Consider the following 17,030-nt stretch of genomic DNA (forward strand, 5'->3'; position numbering starts at 1 on the left):
CCGACGGCGGCCCGGAGGTGGAGGTCGGAGGTGTCGAAGCGTTTCAGGTGGAGGCACGCTGGATGAGTTCGGTGTCCAGCAGGATGTGCGGGGTGGGGATCTCGTCGCCCCGGATGCGGGCCACCAGCAGCCGGGCCATCTGCCGGCCCATCTCCTCCACCGGCTGGAAGACCGTGGTCAACGGCGGGTCGGCCTGCTGGGCGACGGGCGAGTCGTCGAACCCGATGATCGCCACGTCCTCGGGCACCCGCCGGCCCGACTCGCGCAGCGTCCGCAGCGCGCCGAACGCCATCAGGTCGGAGGCGACGAAGACCGCGTCCAACTCGGGGCAGGCCTCCAGCAGCCGGCGCATGCACGCCGCGCCGCTGCCCTCGCTGAAGTCCCCGTAGGCGATCATGCGGGGGTCGAGCATCCCGACGGTGGACTCCACCGCCTCCCGGTAGCCGACCAGGCGGGCCAGGCCGGCGCCCATGTCCTGCGGGCCGGCGATGGTGGCGATCCGGCGGCGGCCCTGCCGGGCCAGGTGCTGCACCGCGTTGCGGGCGCCGCCGACGTTGTCGACGTCGACGAACCACGACGGCCGCGCCCCGGGGCGCAGCATCCGGGCCGGCCGGCCGCCGAGCACGGTGGGCAGGTCGCGCTCCTCCAGCAGGGTGGGCAGCGGGTCGGAGTCGTGCAGCGACAGCAGCAGGACCCCGTCGACGTGCTGGTTGGTCAGGTGGTTCTCGACCCGTTCCCGTTCGATCGGGGACTGCACCATGGCGAGCCAGAGTTGCAGCGGGGTCTCCAGCAGGCCGGAGCTGACGCCCCGGACGATGCCGGCGAAGAACGGCTCGGTGAAGACCCGCTCCCCCGACTCGGAGACCACCAGGGCCACCGAGTCGGTCCGCTGGGTGACCAGCGCCCGTGCCGCCCGGTTCGGGACGTACCCCAGTTCGGCGATGGCCTGTTGGACGGCGGCCCGGGCCTCCGGGCTGACCTGGGGTGAGCCGTTGACCACCCGGGAGACCGTGCCCCGCCCGACACCCGCGCGGGCGGCGACCGCGTCGAGGGTCGGGCGCCCGAGTGACCGGGTGCGTTGCGTTGTCATCGTCTGCTCCTCCGACGTCGGACGGTCCCCGCCGTCCGCCCCCGGGGGCGGGCGGCGCGGCGGGGCCGTCCGGAATGCTGGCTGGCCTCTGCCTATTGTGCGGCCAGACCGTTGCGTCGGATCACCTCGGCGTACCACCTGGCGCTGGACTTGGGGATACGGGCCTGGGTGTCGTAGTCGATCCAGATCATCCCGAAGCGCTTGGTGTAACCCCAGGCCCACTCGAAATTATCCATCAGCGACCAGGCGAAGTACCCCCGCAGGGGCACCCCGGCCGCGATCGCCTCGTGCGAGGCCCGCAGGTGGGCGTCGAAGTAGGCCAACCGGTCGACGTCGTCGACCCGACCGTCCTGCACGGTGTCGACGAACGCCGAGCCGTTCTCGGTTACGTAGAGCGGCAGGTCAGTGTACTCCTCGTGGACCCGCCGCAGCGTCTCCACCAGGCCTGGGGCGTCGATCTCCCAGTCCATGTCGGTGACCGGGACACCCCGGGTGACGAACCGGACGTCCTCGCTGCCCGGCCAGCAGGACGGCGCCCGCCAGTACTTGTCCGGCTCCTCACCGGCGACCGGCGCGGCCACCACGTGCCGGCTGTAGTAGTTGATCCCGACCAGGTCCAGCGGAGTGGAGATGATCTCCAGGTCACCGTCGCGGACGTGTCCGAAATCGGTCACCTCGGCCAGGTCGGCGGTCAGGTCCGCCGGGTACGACCCGCGCAGCAGCGGGTCGAGGAAGAACCGGTTGGCCAACCCGTCGATCCGGCGGGCGGCGTCGACGTCGCCCGGGTCGTCGCTGGCCGGGGTCACCGGGTAGAGGTTGACCGTGACACCGAGCTGGGCCTGCGGCAGCTTCGCCCGCAGGGCCTGCACGGCGAGCCCGTGACCGAGCATGAGGTGGTGCCCGGCCCGGACCGAGTCCGCCCCGTCGGAACGCCCGGGGGCGTGCGCCCCGGAGCCGTAGCCGAGGAACGCCGAGCACCACGGCTCGTTGAGCGTGGTCCAGTACTTCACCCGGTCCCCGACGGCGTCCGCGACCAGGGACGCGTAGTCGGCGAACCGACCGGCGGTGTCCCGGACCGGCCAGCCGCCCGCGTCCTCGAGCGGCTGGGGCAGGTCCCAGTGGTAGAGGGTGAGCCACGGCTCGATGCCGTTGGCCAGCAGCTCGTCGACCAGCCGCCGGTAGAAGTCCAGGCCCTCCTGGTTGACGCCGCCGGTGCCGCCGGGCTGCACCCGCGGCCAGGAGACCGAGAACCGGTACGACTTGAGGCCCAGCTCGGCCATCAACCGGACGTCGTCGGGCATCCGGTGGTAGTGGTCGCAGGCCACGTCCCCGGTGTGCCCGGAGACCACCCGCCCCTCGGTGTGACTGAACGTGTCCCAGATCGACGGGGTCCGGCCGCCCTCGGCGGCGGCCCCCTCGATCTGGTACGCGGCGGTCGCCGCGCCCCACAGGAAGCCGGGCGGGAAGGTCAGTTCCGGCCCCTGGTCGAGTACGCCGACGGCGGGCGGGTGGGTCGGGTTGCTCACGACTTGACGGCGCCTTCCATGATGCCGCCGATGATCTGGCGGCCGAACACGATGAACACGATCACCAGCGGCACGGTGCCGATGGCGGTCGCGGCGAACACCTGCGAGTAGTCGGTGTAGTAGGCGTACGACAGGAACGCCAGCGACACCTGCAGGGTCGGGTTCTCGGGGGTGAGCACGGCGTACGGCCAGAGGTAGGAGTTCCAGGTCTCCATGAAGGTGAGCAGGCCGAGCACGGCCGCGGCGGGGCGCAGCGCCGGCAGCACGATGTTCCAGAAGATCCGGAAGGTGCTGGCGCCGTCGACCCGACCCGCCTCGATCAGCTCGTCGGAGATGGCCTGGATGGCGTACTGCCGCATCATGAACACGCCGAAGGCGCTGACCAGGAAGGGCACGGTCACCGCGTAGAGGGTGTCGTACCAGCCGAGGTCCTGGATCATGCCCCAGAGCGGGATCAGGCCGAGCTGGGTCGGGATCATCATGGTCACGATGATCGTCAGCAGCAGGGCGTTGCGGCCCCGGAACCGCAGCTTGGCGAAGGCGAAGCCGGCCAGCGACCCGGTGATCACCACGGAGACGGTCACCACCGCGGAGACGATCACCGAGTTGAGCAGGCCGGTGAGGAAGTTCGCCGCCGGGTTGTCGAGCACCCGGCCGAAGTTCGCGCCGAACTCGCCGGCCGGGGTGAACGGCGGCGGCACGTCGTTGATCTGGTCGAGGCTACGGGTGGCGATGACCACCATGTAGTAGAACGGGTAGACCGAGAAGAGCACCGCGACGACGAGCGCGATGTAGAGCAGCGGACTGGTGCGCCAGAGGCGCTGGGATGCCTTGTTCACGGCGCGGTCCTCACTTCACCGAACGGCGGACGAGCAGGAAGTTCACCAGCGAGACCAGGGCGATCATGACGAACATGGCCCAGGCCACCGCGGCGCCGTAGCCGGCGGAGCTGAGGTTCTCGATACCGAGTTCGTACATGTACATCGCCAGCGTCTGGAACTCGCGCTGGTCGCCACCGATGATGTTGCCGTTGCCGAAGACCAGCGGCTCGGTGAAGAGCTGGAGCCCACCGATGGTGGACAGGGTGACCACGAAGACGAAGGTGGGGGTCAGCATCGGCAGGGTGATCCGCCAGAACTGCTTCCACTGGTTCGCGCCGTCGATCGCGGCGGCCTCGTAGAGGTCCTTCGGGATGGCCTGCATGCCGGCCAGCAGGATCAGCGTGTTGTAGCCGGTCCACCGCCAGTTGACCATGGAGGCGATGGCCGTCCAGGAACTCCACTTCTGGGCGTCCCAGTCGACCGCGTCGACGCCGAACAGGCTGAGCATCCAGTTGATCAGACCGAAGTCGCGCTGGAAGAGCATCCCGAACACGATCGCCACCGCGGCGACGGACACCACGTTGGGCATGAAGATGGCCATCCGGAACAGCGTCCGGGCCCGCAGGAAGGTGCGGTTGAGCATGGTGGCCAGGAACAGCGCCAGGAGCAACTGCGGGATCGTCGACAGGATGAAGATGCCGAACGTGTTGATCGTGGCGTTCCAGAAGTACTCGTCGGTGAACAGCCGGGTGTAGTTGTCGAACCCGATGAAGCTGTGGTCGCCGATGAGGTCCCAGTCGTGCAGCGACATCCACGCGGTACGCAGCATCGGGTAGAACCCGAAGATGCCGAAGACCACGAAGAACGGCGCGATGTAGAGGTAGGGCGAGAGCTTCAGGTCGAGGCGGTTCAGGGTGATCGCCCGGCTGCGCCGCCGGGGAGGTGTGGGGGGTGGGGCGCTGGGCGACGGCGGCGCCGTCGTGGCCGAGAGGCTCATGCGGGGTCCTTTCCCGGCTCCGGCGGGGCCGGTGAGGCGGGCGGTACGTGGAACGGGACGCCATTGGTGGCGCCCGGGACATGCCCGGACGCCACCGCCGGTGGTGGTGCAGTGATCAGAAGGCGCCCTGGGTCTTGGCGTCCTTGAGGAACTGCTCCCAGGCCTTGTCCTTGGGGGACTGCCCGTTCTCGTACGAGCGCAGGGCCGGCTCGAACGCGTTCTCCTTGATCGCCTGGTGCTTCGGGCCGAGGTGCAGCGGCTGGATCTTCTCGACGCTCTCACCGAAGATCTTGCCGGTCGGCGCGCCGCTGAAGTACTCGTTGGTGTAGCCGGTGAACTCCGGGTTCTTCAGCGCCTCGAGGTTGGTCGGCAGCGGGCCCTTGAGCTTGAACGCCTCGACCTGGCTCTTCGCGTTGGTCAGGTACTCGGCGAGCTTGGCCGCCTCCTTGGGGTACTTGCTCTGGGCCGGCACGGCGAGCCAGGAGCCGCCCCAGTTGCCCGCGCCGCCGGGAACCGGCGCCAGGTCCCACTTGCCCTTGTTCTCCGGGCCGGAGTTGTCGGCGACGATACCGAGCATCCACGACGGGCAGAAGGTGGCCGCGAAGGTGCCCTGCTTGAAGCCGGCCGACCACTCGGGCGACCAGGTGGCGCTCTTCGCGGAGATCTTCGCGTCGGACATCGCGACCGCGGTGTCCCACGCGGTCTTCACCGCGGCGCTCTTGTCGGCGATGACGTTGTCCTCCTTGTCGTAGAACAGGTCACCGCCCTGCTGCACCATGACCGCGCTGGCGGCGGTGGTGGCCGAGTCGATCAGGCCCTTGTTGGTGGCCGCGCGGTACTTCTTGCCGGTCTCGATGAAGGCGTTCCAGTCCGGCCAGAGCGCCGCCACCTGGTCCCGCTCGGTCGGCAGCCCGGCCGCGGCGAACAGGTCCTTGCGGTAGCAGACGCCGAGGCTGCCGACGTCGGTCGGCAGGCCGATCAGCCGGCCGTCCGCCGCCTTGCCCAGCTCCCACTTCCACGGCAGGTATTCCTTGCTGTGGTCGGCGATCAGCGGGGTCAGGTCGGCCCAGTTCGCGGGGTTGGTCTTGAACTCGTTGAGGATGCCCTCTTCGAGCGCGGTCACGTCCGCCGCGCCCTTGCCGGTGGCCAGCGCCCGGACCACCTTCGGCCGGTACTCGTTGAGCTGCGCGGTCTTGCGCAGCTCGACCTTGATGCCGGTGTCCTTCTCGTACTGCTTGACGATCTCGTCGTATCCGAACTCACCGAAGGTGTCGACGACCAGCTTGCTGGGCTTGCCGCCGGCCTCCTTCGGCTCGTCGTCCTTGCCGCAGGCCGCGAGACCGCCGATGGCGGTTACTGCGGCCAGGGCGGCGACCGCGAACCGGTTACGCCGCGTGGTGACGCTCATCCTGACCCCTTTTCGATGGTGAGGCTGGGTGGTGTGTGGTGGGGGGTGCTGTCGCACGTCCCGGCCGGTCCGGCGGTGATCGCCGATCGGTCTGGGATGGTCGCGGGTGATCCGCGCCACGCCCTTGGGAACGCTCCCATGAGATTGCCGGGAGGTGTCGGGGGTGTCAATAGACCGTTGGGAGCGTTCCCAGATCGTTACCAGCTATCGCGTTTACCCCGCCTGATGTGATGACCCGGCGGGGACGCAGCTCAACAGAAGCGGCGCAGCAGGGTGGTCGCCCGCCCGGCGTCGAACGCCGTCGGGTCGTGCCCGGGGCCCGCCCAGTCCCGCATCGTGACATGCTCCGGATGGTGCGGATCGGCCAGCGCCGTCAGCAGCAGGAGCTGCCCGGCCGGGCCGCCGACCCCCTCCGGCGGGCAGGCCCGTGCCCCCTGCGGGCAGCTCGGGTAACGCTCGTCCGGGTCGGCGGCGAGGACGTCCTCCACCACCAGCTCGTGCTCCCACCAGTCGCCGAAGTCGTAGACGTAGCCGAACCGGCTGCCCTTGCCGGCCACCGCGTCCAGCCGGGTGTCCAGTTCGTCGCGCACCGCCGGCTCGGCGTCCGGGTCGGGCTCGCCGTACTGCACCCCGTCGATCTCGAACGCGTGCAGGTGGCAGTCCCGCCAGCCCATCGCGTGCTGCACCACCCGGTGCAGCCGGTCGAGGGTGTAGCCGCCGGGCACCAGTACCCGCCGCCAGACCGACGGACGCACCCCGGTGAGGGACACCTTCAGCTGGAAGATCTGACGTGACATGTTGCCCCCTCCACCCACCGCATAGGCTGCCGGCATGATCTGCCGAGCGTGCCGACAGCGGCGGCACGACGACTGCCCCGGCCGGAAGTGGTGCGACTGTCAGCACCGTACCCCCGCACCCACCCCTCCGGTCACCGGTCCGGCCGGCGAATGAGCGTCGGAATCCCGATCCGGCGGATCTGGCCCACCCCCGCCGACGGCCCGCTGGACGACGCCGCGCTGACCGCGCTCTACGCCCGCGCCGACACCCCCCGGCTGCGGGTCAACTTCGTGTCCAGCGCGGACGGCGCGGTCACCCTGGACGGCTATTCCGCCGGCCTGTCCGGCGAGCCGGACAAGCGGGTCTTCGGCCTGCTCCGGATGCTCTGCGACGGGCTGCTGGTGGCCGCCGGCACGCTGCGTCACGAGGGCTACCGGGCGGTGCGGCTGAGCGCGGAACGCCGGGCCTGGCGGCGCGCACACGGCCTGGCCGAGTACCCGACGCTGGTGGTGGTGTCCCGGTCGCTGCGGCTCGACCCGACCCAGGCCGCGTTCGCCGACGCGCCGGTGCGCCCGGTGGTGATGACCACCGGGACGGCCGTCGCGCCGCCGGGCCTCGGCGACGCCGTCGACCTGGTCCGGGTCGGCCGGGACGACGTCGACCTCGCCGCCGGCCTGGCCGCGCTGCGCGAGCGGGGGCTGGGGCAACTGCTCTGCGAGGGCGGCCCGCACCTGTTCGGCGCGCTCACCGCCGCCGACCTCGTCGACGAACTCTGCGTCACCGTCGCCCCCCTGTTGGCCGGGGCCGGCCCGGGACGGATCACGGCCGGCCCGGCCAGCCCGCCCCGCCCGCTGCCGCTGCGGCACACGCTGGCCGCCGCCGACGGCGTACTCATGCTGCGGTACGCCCGCGACGCGCCCGACGTCGGCCCCGCCGGGGCCGCGCCCGCCGGCTGAACGGTCGCCTCCCCCGGACGCGGCGCGGGGCGTGGGCCACCAGGTCGGTGTGCCCACGCCCCGCGCGTTGGGACGTCCAGGGTCGGCGGGTCGACGCCGACCGGGGTCAGCTGACGCTCACGCCCGCCCAGGCGGCGGCGACCGCCTTGTACTCGGTGCTGGTCGCGCCGTACAGGTCGGTCGCGGCCGACAGGGTCGCCGTCCGGGCGCCCTTGTAGTTGGTGGTGGAGGTCATGTAGCGGGTCAGCGCCCGGTACCAGATCGCCCCGGCCTTGGTGTTGCCGATGCCGGCGACCGTGGTGCCGTTGCAGGTCGTGCTGGTGCCGTACGACGAGGTGCCGCTACCCACCGCGAGCAGGTAGAAGAAGTGGTTCGCCACACCCGAGGAGTAGTGCACGTCCAGGCCGCCCACCGAGCTGCTCCAGCAGTCCGCCGACTTGCCGTCCTTGGAGGGCTTGTCCATGTAGCGCAGCGGGGCGCCGGTGCTGCGCAGCTTCTCCCCGATCAGGTAGTCGCCCGGGTCCTTGGCGCTGGCCGCGTAGAACTCGACCAGGGTGCCGAAGATGTCGCTGGTGGCCTCGTTGAGGCCGCCCGACTCGCCGCTGTACCGCAGCCCGGCGGTGTTGCTGGTGACGCCGTGGGTCATCTCGTGCCCGGCCACGTCCAGCGAGGTCAGCGGGTACCAGCCGGAGCCGCCGTCGCCGTAGGTCATGCAGAAGCAGGAGTCCTGCCAGAAGGCGTTGGCGTAGTTGCTGCTGTAGTGCACCCGGCTGTACGCGCCGACACCGTCGTTGCGGATGCCGTTGCGGCCGTGCGCGCTCTTGTAGTAGTCCCAGGTCTTCTGCGCGCCGAAGGCGGCGTCGGCGGCGGCGGTCTGCCGGTTGCTCAGGGTGCCGTCGCCGAACACGTTGTTGGTGCTGGCGACCAGGGTGCCGGTGCCGATGGTCCGGCCGTTGAGGTCGTAGGTGCGGTGGTTGCCCCGGGCCGCATCGGTGAGCTGGTAGGTGCTGCCGGACTGGGTGCTGCCGACCGAGACCGTGCCGGAGTGGAAGGTGTTGCCGGTGCCCTCCCGCTGCACGCCCTCCCACGAGTCGCGGACCGCGCCGGTGGTGGCGTCCACCAGCACGTGCAGCTCGCTCGGGGTGCCGTCGGCGTGGGTGCCGGCCACCACCACCTCGTAGGCGAGGGCGGTCGCGGTCGCACCGGCGTCGAAGACCAGCTGCGCGCCCGCGACCGAGCGGCCGGTGGCGGTCGACGCGGCGAAGGCGATCTTGCCGGCGGCGGCCTCGCTGAGCTTGGCCTGCGGGGAGCGCTGCGGGGCGGCGGCGAGGCCGTGGGTGGCGCCGCGCCAGGAGTCGCCCTTGCCGAGGTGGACGACCACCTCGCCGCCGAGGACGGGCAGGCCGTCGGAGTAGCGGTTGAGCCGGACGTGCTCGGTGCCGTCGGCGTCGGTCACCACGTTGCGCGGGGTGAACGTCTGCCCGTCGGCGGCGAGGCCGGCACCGGAGTGGGCCTTGAGCTGGGCGACCGCGCGGGTGAACGGGTCGGCGGAGGGGCCGGCGGGCGCGGCGGTGGCCGCGGTGGGCACCGTGACGGCGGTGGCCAGGAGAGCGGCCGTGGCGAGGCCGCTCAGCAGGGGGGTTCGGCGCATGGGGGTTCTGCCTCCACAGGGACAGTCGGGGGGGTGCCGACTGACGGCGGCCCGCCGGTCATTCACCGTGGGCCGGTCACGTGTCCGCAGGTTACGGACGTGACGACCGGCACCGAAGGAAGAAGATCCTCGATGTCGGCTGTGGCTATTCTGAGCCCAACCGGTCGGTTTCTGTCACGCCCTGCGCGGGGATTTTTTTCTCCGGATTCCCGCCGAGTCCGCCACCTGCGCAAACACCACCGCCGCGCGGGAAAAAGTCGACCGATGGTGATCACACCGTCCCTTGCGGTCACCGAATCGGCGGCGACGACGGCGGTCGGCCGGACGTCGACGACGGCCCGCCGGTGGCGTCCGCCGCGTCGCGTGGCAACCTGTCGCACTCCTCGGGCAGGATGCAGGGCGTGCGCCCTGACCGAGACGACCAGCTGACCGGAGCCCGCGGATGACCGACGACCGGACCGACGGCCGGATCGACAGCCCCGGCGAGCCCGTCGGCCGGGTGCTCGGCACCGCCGACGCCACCCCGTTGCAGTTCTGGACGGCCGTCTCGCCCGGCAGCTACCTCCAGCTCGACGACGTCGTGGTCACCCGACGCGACCTGCCCGACCGGGAGCCGGTCACCATCGCCGGGGTGGTCACCCAGGTCCGCGCGCGGCACGAGGGCGCCCAGTTCGAGTCGGACGTCTTCGCCATCGCCGACGGCACCCTCCCCGCCCAGGTGCAGGAGGCCGCCGAGATCACCACCACCCGGGTCGACCCCGAGCTGTACGTGCCGCCCGCGCCGGGTGCCACCGTGCACCGGGCCGAGGGCGACGCCCGCGCCCGCGCGCTGCACTTCGACCGGATGGAACGGCGCATCCCGATGGGGATGGGCCGCGACGGCGTCCCGGTCTACCTCAACGCCGACTTCCTCGACGGCAGCCGGGGCGCGCACGTGTCGATCTCCGGCATCTCCGGGGTCGCCACCAAGACCAGCTTCGCCACCTTCCTGCTCTACTCGGTGTTCCGCTCCGGGGTGCTCGGCGGCGACGCGGTCAACGCCAAGGCGCTGATCTTCAACGTCAAGGGCGAGGACCTGCTCTTCCTCGACCACCCGAACGCCCGCCTCGACGACACCACCCGGGCCGCGTACGCGAAGCTGGGGCTGGCCGCCGGCGCGTTCCCCGACGTGCGGGTCTACGCCCCGCCCCGGGTCGGCGACGCCTCCGGCACCCCCGACGTGAGCAGCCGGCTCACCGGCGTCGACGCCTTCTACTGGACGCTGAGCGAGTTCTGCGCCGACCGCCTCCTGCCGTACGTCTTCGCCGACGCCGACGACGAACGCCAGCAGTACACGATGGTGGTGCACTCGGTCACCGCCCACCTGGCCCGCTACGCCCAACCCGCCGACGGTGGGGTCAGCGTCGACGGGGTGCGCCTCGGCTCCTACGCCGACCTGGTCGACCACGTCGTCGAGCAGCTCAACGACGACGAGACCCGGGGCGACTGGGCGGGCAGCGCGGTCGGCCTGGGCACGGTCAACGCGTTCGCCCGCCGGCTGATCGGCAGCAAGAAGGACCTCGGCCGGCTGATCCGCGGCGACCTGGCCACCCGCCGCCCGCACTCCATCAACACCGCCGAGAGCGCCCAGGTCACCGTCGTCGACCTGCACAACCTGCCGGACCGCGCACAGCGTTTCGTGGTCGGCGTGACGCTGCGCGGCGAGTTCGAACGCAAGGAGAAGGCCGGCACCGCCAAGCCGCTGCTCTTCGTCGTCCTCGACGAGCTGAACAAGTACGCCCCCCGCGAGGGCTCCTCCCCCATCAAGGAGGTGCTGCTCGACATCGCCGAGCGGGGCCGCTCGCTCGGGGTGATCCTGGTCGGCGCGCAGCAGACGGCCAGCGAGGTCGAACGGCGGATCGTCACCAACTCGGCGATCCGGGTGGTCGGCCGGCTCGACCCGGCCGAGGCGTCCCGCCCCGAGTACGGCTTCCTCCCGCCGGCCCAGCGGCAACGCGCCCTGCTGGCCAAGCCGGGCACCATGTTCGTCAACCAGCCCGACATCCCGGTCCCGCTGTGCCTGGAGTTCCCCTTCCCCGCGTGGGCGACCCGGGTGTCCGAGGCCGGCCGGGCCCCGTCGGAGACGCTGCGCTCGATCACCGGCTCGATCGACCCGTTCGCCGTGGTCGGCTCGGGCGGCGTCGACGACGACATTCCGTTCTAGGGGGCCGGCCGCCATGAAGATCCTGCACACCTCCGACTGGCACGTCGGCAAGGTGCTCAAGGGGCAGTCCCGGGCCGAGGAGCACAAGCAGGTGCTCGCCGGGGTCATCGAGATCGCCCACGCCGAACGCCCCGACCTGGTCATCGTCGCCGGTGACCTCTACGACACGGCCGCCCCCAGCCCGGAGGCGACCCGGCTGGTCACCCGGGCGTTGACCGCGCTGCGGCGGACCGGGGCCGACGTGGTGGCGATCGGCGGCAACCACGACAACGGCAACGCCCTCGACGCGCTGCGCCCCTGGGCCGAGGCGGCCGGCATCACCCTGCGCGGCGGGGTCCGGGAGAATCCCGCCGAGCACGTCGTCGACGGGGTCACCGCCACGGGCGAACGCTGGCAGCTCGCCGCGCTGCCGTTCCTGTCCCAGCGGTACGCCGTCCGCGCGGTGGAGATGTACGAGCTGACCGCCGCCGAGGCCACCCAGACGTACGCCGACCACCTCGGCCGGGTGCTGGCCAAGCTGACCGAGGGGTTCACCGAGCCGGACCGGGTGCACCTGGTCACCGCCCACCTCACCGTGGTCGGGGCGAGCACCGGCGGCGGCGAGCGCGACGCGCACACCGTCCTCGGGTACGCCGTGCCCGCGTCGGTCTTCCCCGGCACCGCGCACTACGTGGCGCTGGGGCACCTGCACCGGTCCCAGCGGGTGATCGGGCCGTGCCCGATCCGCTACAGCGGCAGCCCCATCGCGGTCGACTTCGGCGAGCAGGAGAACGTCTGCTCGGTGACGCTGGTCGAGGTGGGCGCCACCTCGGCCGCCCGGATCCGGGAGGTGCCGGTGGCGGCGGCGGTGCCGCTGCGCACGGTCCGCGGCACCCTCGCCCAGTTGGCTGCGGCGGACCCACCGGAGGGCTGGCTGCGGGTGTTCGTCCGGGAACAGCCCCGGGCCGGGCTGCGGGAGGAGGTGCAGGAGCTGTTCCCCCGCGCGCTGGAGATCCGCATCGACCCGGAGCTGCTGCCCACCCCGGGCAGCGGCACCCGGGTCGCCCAGCGGGCCGGCCGCTCACCCCGGGAGCTGTTCGCCGACTACCTGGGCAGCCGGGGCCACGAGGACGACGGGGTCCGAGACCTCTTCGACGAGCTGCTGGAGGAGGTGGAGCGCTGATGCGACCGATGCGGCTGGACCTGGCCGGCTTCACCGTCTTCCGCGACGAGACGACGGTCGACTTCACCGACGCCGACTTCTTCGCCCTGGTCGGGCCGACCGGCTCGGGCAAGTCGACGGTGCTGGACGCGATCTGCTTCGTCCTCTACGGCGCGGTGCCCCGCTGGGGTGGGGCGCGAGGGCTGGCCAACGCGCTCGCCCCGTCGGCGGTGGAGGCCCGGGTCCGGCTGGTCTTCGAGTCGGCCGGCGACAGGTACGTGGCGACCCGAGTGGTCCGCCGGGACGGCCGGGGCGCGGTCAAGACCGCCAACGCCGGGCTGCAACTGATGCCCCCCGGGTTCGACGTGACCAAGCTCGACACCGGGCTCAGCCCGGAGGACCTGGGCGAGGTGCTGGCCGGCACCCCGGCCGAGATGGAACCGGCCGTGCTGGACGCGGTCGGGCTGCCGTACGAGCAGTTCACCTCCTGCGTGGTGCTGCCGCAGGGGCAGTTCGCCGACTTCCTGCACGCCAAGCCGGCCACCCGGCAGCAGATCCTGGTCAACCTACTCGGCCTCGGCGTCTACGAGAACGTGCAGAAGCGCGCCACCGAACGGGCCGGGCAGGCCGAGGCGAAGCTGGAGACGGTCGCCCGGATGCTCGCCGGGCTGACCGACGTCGACGACGAGACGCTGGCCGCCGCGTCCGACCGGGTCGACCGGGTACGGGAGCTGGCGGCGGCGGTCGCGGCGGCCGTACCGGAGCGGGAGCTGGCCCGGACGGCGGCGCGCGAGGCCACGGCGGCGCTGGCCGCGCTCGACGCCGACCTGGCCGGGCTGACCGGGGTGCGCGCCCCGGCCGGGGTGACCGAGGTGGCCCGCGCGGTGAGCACGGCGCGGGAAGCGGTCGACGCGGCGACCCGCACCGTGGCGCTGGCCGAGGAGCAGGAGGAGAAGCTGCGCGGCGAGCTGGCCGGCGCGGGCGACGAGAGCGCCCTGCGGCTGCTGCTGCGGGCGCATGCCGACGCGGAACGGCTGACCGGCGAGGCGGACACGGTCCGGGCGGCGCTGGAGGCGGCGCAGGCCAGGCACGACGCGGCGGCGACGGCGCTCGGCGCGGCCCGGGAGGCGGCGGCGCGGGCCGAGGCCGAGCTGGAGGCGGCGTTCCGGGCGCACGAGGAGGCCAAGACCGTCGACCAGGCGGTCGCGTTGCGGGCGCACCTGGTGGACGGCGCGACCTGCCCGGTCTGCGAGCAGCAGGTGCCCCGGGTGCCGGCGGTGCCGGCCGGTTCGGCGGTGGCCGCGGCCACCGCAGCGGGCAAGGCGGCGCGGGCGGCCAGCAAGGCCGCGCTGGCCCTGGTCGACGAGCGGGACGCGGCGGCCCGGGAGCAGGAGCGGACGCTGGTGCGGCTGCGGGCCCAGCACGACCAGCTGCACGGCCGGCTGACCGAGCTGGCCGGGCAGCTCGCCGGGGCGGCCACCCCGGCGGCGCTGCGCGACCAGCTCGCCGAGCACGCCCGGCTGCGGCAGGCGCTGGACGGGGCGGCGGTGGCGGTGCGCACCGGCCGGGACGCCGCCCGCCGGGCCCGGGGCGCGGCGGACACCGCCGAGGAGCGGCTGCGGGCCGCCTGGCGGGACTTCGACACCACCCGCGACGGGCTGGCCCGGTTCGGCCCGCCGGCCACCGACCGGGACGACGTGGCCGCCGCCTGGGCGACCCTGGTGCAGTGGGCCGGCGCGCAGGCCCGACAGCGCCGGGCCGACCGGGACGGGCTGGTCGCCGCGGTGACCGAGGCGCGGTCGGCCGCCGAGGCGGTGGAGGAACGCATCGGTGGCCTGCTCGCCGCCGCCGGGCTGCCCCCCGCCGACGATCCGGCGCAGGCGGTGGCGGTGGCCGCCGAGCGAGCCGGGGCCGACCTGCGGCGGATCACCGAGCGCCGGGCGCAGGCCGTCGAGCTGCGGGAGCAGCGCGCCGAGCACGAGCGGCAGGCGCGTACGGCGCGGGCGCTGGCCGGGCACCTGCGGGCCAACAACTTCGAACGGTGGCTGCTGGCCGAGGCGCTGGACCTGCTGGTCGACGGGGCCTCCCGGATCCTGCGGGAGCTGTCCCAGGGGCAGTACGACCTGGTCCACGACAAGGGCGAGTTCTTCGTGGTCGACCACCACGACGCGGGGCTGCGCCGGGGGGTGCGGACGCTGTCCGGCGGGGAGACGTTCCAGGCGTCGCTGGCGCTGGCGCTGGCGCTGTCCGAGCAGCTCGCCGGGATGTCCACCACGGCGGCCAGCCTGGAGTCGATCGTGTTGGACGAGGGGTTCGGCACCCTCGACGCGGCCACCCTGGACATCGTCGCCGCGACCCTGGAGAGCCTGGCCGCCCGGGGCGACCGGATGGTCGGCGTGGTCACCCACGTGCCGGCGCTGGCCGAGCGCATCCCGGTGCGCTTCGAGGTCCGCAAGGACGCCCGCACGGCCCACGTCGAACGGACCGGCCGGTGAGCGCGGGGAGCGCAGCGCAGCGGAGCCCCGCAGTCGCGAACGAAAGGCGGGCACCGTGAGTGGGGCGTCGGTTCGTGGGGCGGTGACGTGACCGGGCCGCAGCTGTTCGTGGACGCCTGGGACCCGTCCTACGGGGCGTCGTTCGAGGCGACCCCGGGCGGGCCGGTCGCGCCGAGCAGCACCCAGGTCGACACCGACGTGGAGCTGCCGGCGGTGGACTGGCGGGCGATCGGCCCCCGGGCCGGAGTGGCCGCCCCGCACGTGGTGCTGCTCGTCGACGGGGTACGTCGGATCGACGCCAGCGTGTGGACGGCCGAGGAGGACGGTGCGTCGTACCCGGGGATCGCCGCCTCGTACGCGGCCGGGGTGGTCCGTTGCGACCTGGAGCGCGGCGCGGCGGAGCTGGCCGGCGCGCGGGTGGGGCGGGGGCTGTTCACGGCGAGCCCGTCGGCGCAGGAGGTGACCTGCGGGCAGGTGCGTTACCCGGTGCACCGGGTCGGCGGCAGCGGTGAGCTGAGCAAGCTGCCGGCGGCGGTCCAGGCCCCGCTGACCGCGTTGGAGGTGGCCGTGTCCGACGCGGCCCGCACCGACGGGGACCTGCTGGTGGTGGACGGTCCGCTGCGGGCCCGCCGGCAGTTGCCGCGCACCCTGGGCTACATCAAGACGCAGCACAGCCAGTATCTCGACGCCCGGCTCACCGCAGTGGTCACCGGGCTGGGCTCCGGCCAGCGGTCCCCGGTGTTCCGGCTGGGCACCGCCTGGGGCGGCTGGTCGTGGTACCTGCGGCTGCCGGTGGCGGTGGGTGCGCCCTGGGCCGGGATCGTCCGGTTGGAGTGCTCACCGGACCTCGAACCGCAGGACGCGATCGCGCTGGCCGACCTGTCGCTGGTCACCCTGCCCCGGTTCGCGTCCTCGCCGTACAAGGACCCGCGCGCGCCGCAGAACCTGGTGCCGATCGCCGGGTTGGAGCGGCGGCTGCGCGGGATGCTGGGCGACGCGCGGCTGCTGCACCGGGCACTGACCATGGCCAGCCGTAGCGGCGGGATCCGCTGATGGGCCGCCGTCGGGGTGACGACCGGATCGTGGTGGACGTGGCCACCGGCCGGGCGGAGCTGGTGCCGGACCCGGACCGGCCGCGCTCGTGGACGCTGCTGCTCGACGACGCGCCACAGTCGCATGTGGACCTGGCCGACCCGACCCACCTGGAGTTCGAGTACGTCAGGCGGCTCGGCGCGGCACTGGACCTGATCGCCGCGCCGGGTGCGCCACTGCGGGTGCTGCACCTGGGCGGCGGCGCGCTGACCCTGCCCCGGTACGTCCAGGCGACCCGCCCCGGGTCGACGCAGCGGGTGGCCGAGGTGGACGGCGCACTTGTGGAACTGGTCCGGCGGGAGCTGCCCTGGCCGGCCGACCCGAGGCTGAAGGTACGCGTCGCCGACGCCCGCGCCACCCTGGAGTCCAGCCGCGACGCGTCGTACGACGTGGTGGTCGCCGACGTCTTCGCCGGTGCGCGCACCCCGGCCCACCTGACCAGCGCGGAGTACGCCGCACAGGTGGCCCGGGTGCTCGCGCCGGCCGGCTGGTACCTGGCCAACCTGGCCGACGGGCCGCCGTTGCGGCACACCCGTGCCCAGGTGGCCACGGTCCGCCAGGTGCTGCCCCGGGCCGCCCTGGTCGGTGACGCGGCCGTGCTGCGCGGGCGGCGGCACGGCAACCTGGTGCTGGTGGCCGGGCGGGTCGAACCGCCGGTGCCGGAGCTGACCCGGCGCGCGGCCGGGGACTGGTTCCCGGGGCGGGTGCTGGCCGGGGCCGAGCTGGACCGGTTCGTCGCCGGTGCCGCCGTGGTCACCGACGCGGACGCCACCGACTCGCTGCCGCCACCGCCCGGAATTTTTTCGGTCCGCCGTTGATCCGCTGGGAAGAGCGGTCCGTATCAACGGTCGGCGCCCTCCCCGTGGGCCCGCT

Annotated in this window: 13 protein-coding genes; 6 read left to right on the forward strand and 7 right to left on the reverse strand. The window is 73.0% G+C overall.

Features of this window, described 5'->3' with window-relative positions:
* Positions 1-43: 43 nt before the first annotated feature.
* The 6 genes from B5D80_RS20100 to B5D80_RS20125 form a co-directional block, all read right to left on the reverse strand.
* On the reverse strand, positions 44-1,090 hold the full coding sequence (locus B5D80_RS20100) for a LacI family DNA-binding transcriptional regulator (protein WP_088645450.1): 1,047 nt from the start codon (positions 1,088-1,090) through the stop codon (positions 44-46).
* A gap of 92 nt (positions 1,091-1,182) precedes the next feature.
* A complete protein-coding gene (locus tag B5D80_RS20105) occupies positions 1,183-2,616 on the reverse strand; it encodes a GH1 family beta-glucosidase (protein WP_088645451.1) in 1,434 nt (477 codons plus the stop codon).
* The gene (locus B5D80_RS20110; RefSeq protein ID WP_088645452.1) at positions 2,613-3,455 is read right to left on the reverse strand and encodes a carbohydrate ABC transporter permease; all 843 of its coding nucleotides are present in this window, start codon (positions 3,453-3,455) and stop codon (positions 2,613-2,615) included. The genes B5D80_RS20105 and B5D80_RS20110 overlap by 4 nt, the downstream gene beginning before the upstream one ends.
* A 10-nt stretch (positions 3,456-3,465) precedes the next feature.
* Positions 3,466-4,434, reverse strand: a complete 969-nt coding sequence (locus B5D80_RS20115) for a carbohydrate ABC transporter permease (RefSeq protein ID WP_088645453.1) — start codon at positions 4,432-4,434, stop codon at positions 3,466-3,468.
* A 115-nt stretch (positions 4,435-4,549) separates the two neighbouring features.
* Positions 4,550-5,842, reverse strand: coding sequence for an ABC transporter substrate-binding protein (locus B5D80_RS20120; RefSeq protein WP_088645454.1), 1,293 nt, complete (start codon positions 5,840-5,842; stop codon positions 4,550-4,552).
* A 251-nt stretch (positions 5,843-6,093) separates the two neighbouring features.
* Positions 6,094-6,639, reverse strand: coding sequence for a plasmid pRiA4b ORF-3 family protein (locus B5D80_RS20125; protein WP_088645455.1), 546 nt, complete (start codon positions 6,637-6,639; stop codon positions 6,094-6,096).
* A gap of 150 nt (positions 6,640-6,789) precedes the next feature.
* Here B5D80_RS20125 and B5D80_RS20130 point away from each other — a divergent pair, with 150 nt between their 5' ends.
* A complete protein-coding gene (locus tag B5D80_RS20130) occupies positions 6,790-7,575 on the forward strand; it encodes a pyrimidine reductase family protein (protein ID WP_088645456.1) in 786 nt (261 codons plus the stop codon).
* A 106-nt stretch (positions 7,576-7,681) separates the two neighbouring features.
* Here B5D80_RS20130 and B5D80_RS20135 read toward each other — a convergent pair whose 3' ends face one another.
* The gene (locus tag B5D80_RS20135) at positions 7,682-9,226 is read right to left on the reverse strand and encodes a M4 family metallopeptidase (protein WP_088645457.1); all 1,545 of its coding nucleotides are present in this window, start codon (positions 9,224-9,226) and stop codon (positions 7,682-7,684) included.
* A 442-nt stretch (positions 9,227-9,668) separates the two neighbouring features.
* Between B5D80_RS20135 and B5D80_RS20140 the strand changes: the two genes are divergently transcribed.
* The 5 genes from B5D80_RS20140 (at position 9,669) to B5D80_RS20160 (ending at position 16,975) form a co-directional block, all read left to right on the forward strand.
* A complete protein-coding gene (locus tag B5D80_RS20140; protein ID WP_088645458.1) occupies positions 9,669-11,429 on the forward strand; it encodes an ATP-binding protein in 1,761 nt (586 codons plus the stop codon).
* 13 nt (positions 11,430-11,442) lie between these two features.
* Entirely contained in the window at positions 11,443-12,591 is a 1,149-nt protein-coding gene (locus tag B5D80_RS20145; protein ID WP_088645459.1) for an exonuclease SbcCD subunit D, read from the forward strand.
* Positions 12,591-15,065, forward strand: a complete 2,475-nt coding sequence (locus tag B5D80_RS20150; RefSeq protein WP_088645460.1) for an AAA family ATPase — start codon at positions 12,591-12,593, stop codon at positions 15,063-15,065. Before B5D80_RS20145 ends, B5D80_RS20150 begins: the two co-directional genes overlap by 1 nt.
* An 87-nt stretch (positions 15,066-15,152) precedes the next feature.
* Positions 15,153-16,118 (forward strand): hypothetical protein, encoded by a 966-nt coding sequence (locus B5D80_RS20155; RefSeq protein ID WP_088645461.1) that lies wholly within the window; start codon positions 15,153-15,155, stop codon positions 16,116-16,118.
* A complete protein-coding gene (locus B5D80_RS20160) occupies positions 16,118-16,975 on the forward strand; it encodes a spermidine synthase (protein WP_088645462.1) in 858 nt (285 codons plus the stop codon). The genes B5D80_RS20155 and B5D80_RS20160 overlap by 1 nt, the downstream gene beginning before the upstream one ends.
* The last annotated feature ends 55 nt before the right edge of the window (positions 16,976-17,030 follow it).

The organism is Micromonospora wenchangensis, from assembly GCF_002210435.1.
In the GTDB taxonomy this organism is placed as follows: domain Bacteria; phylum Actinomycetota; class Actinomycetes; order Mycobacteriales; family Micromonosporaceae; genus Micromonospora; species Micromonospora wenchangensis.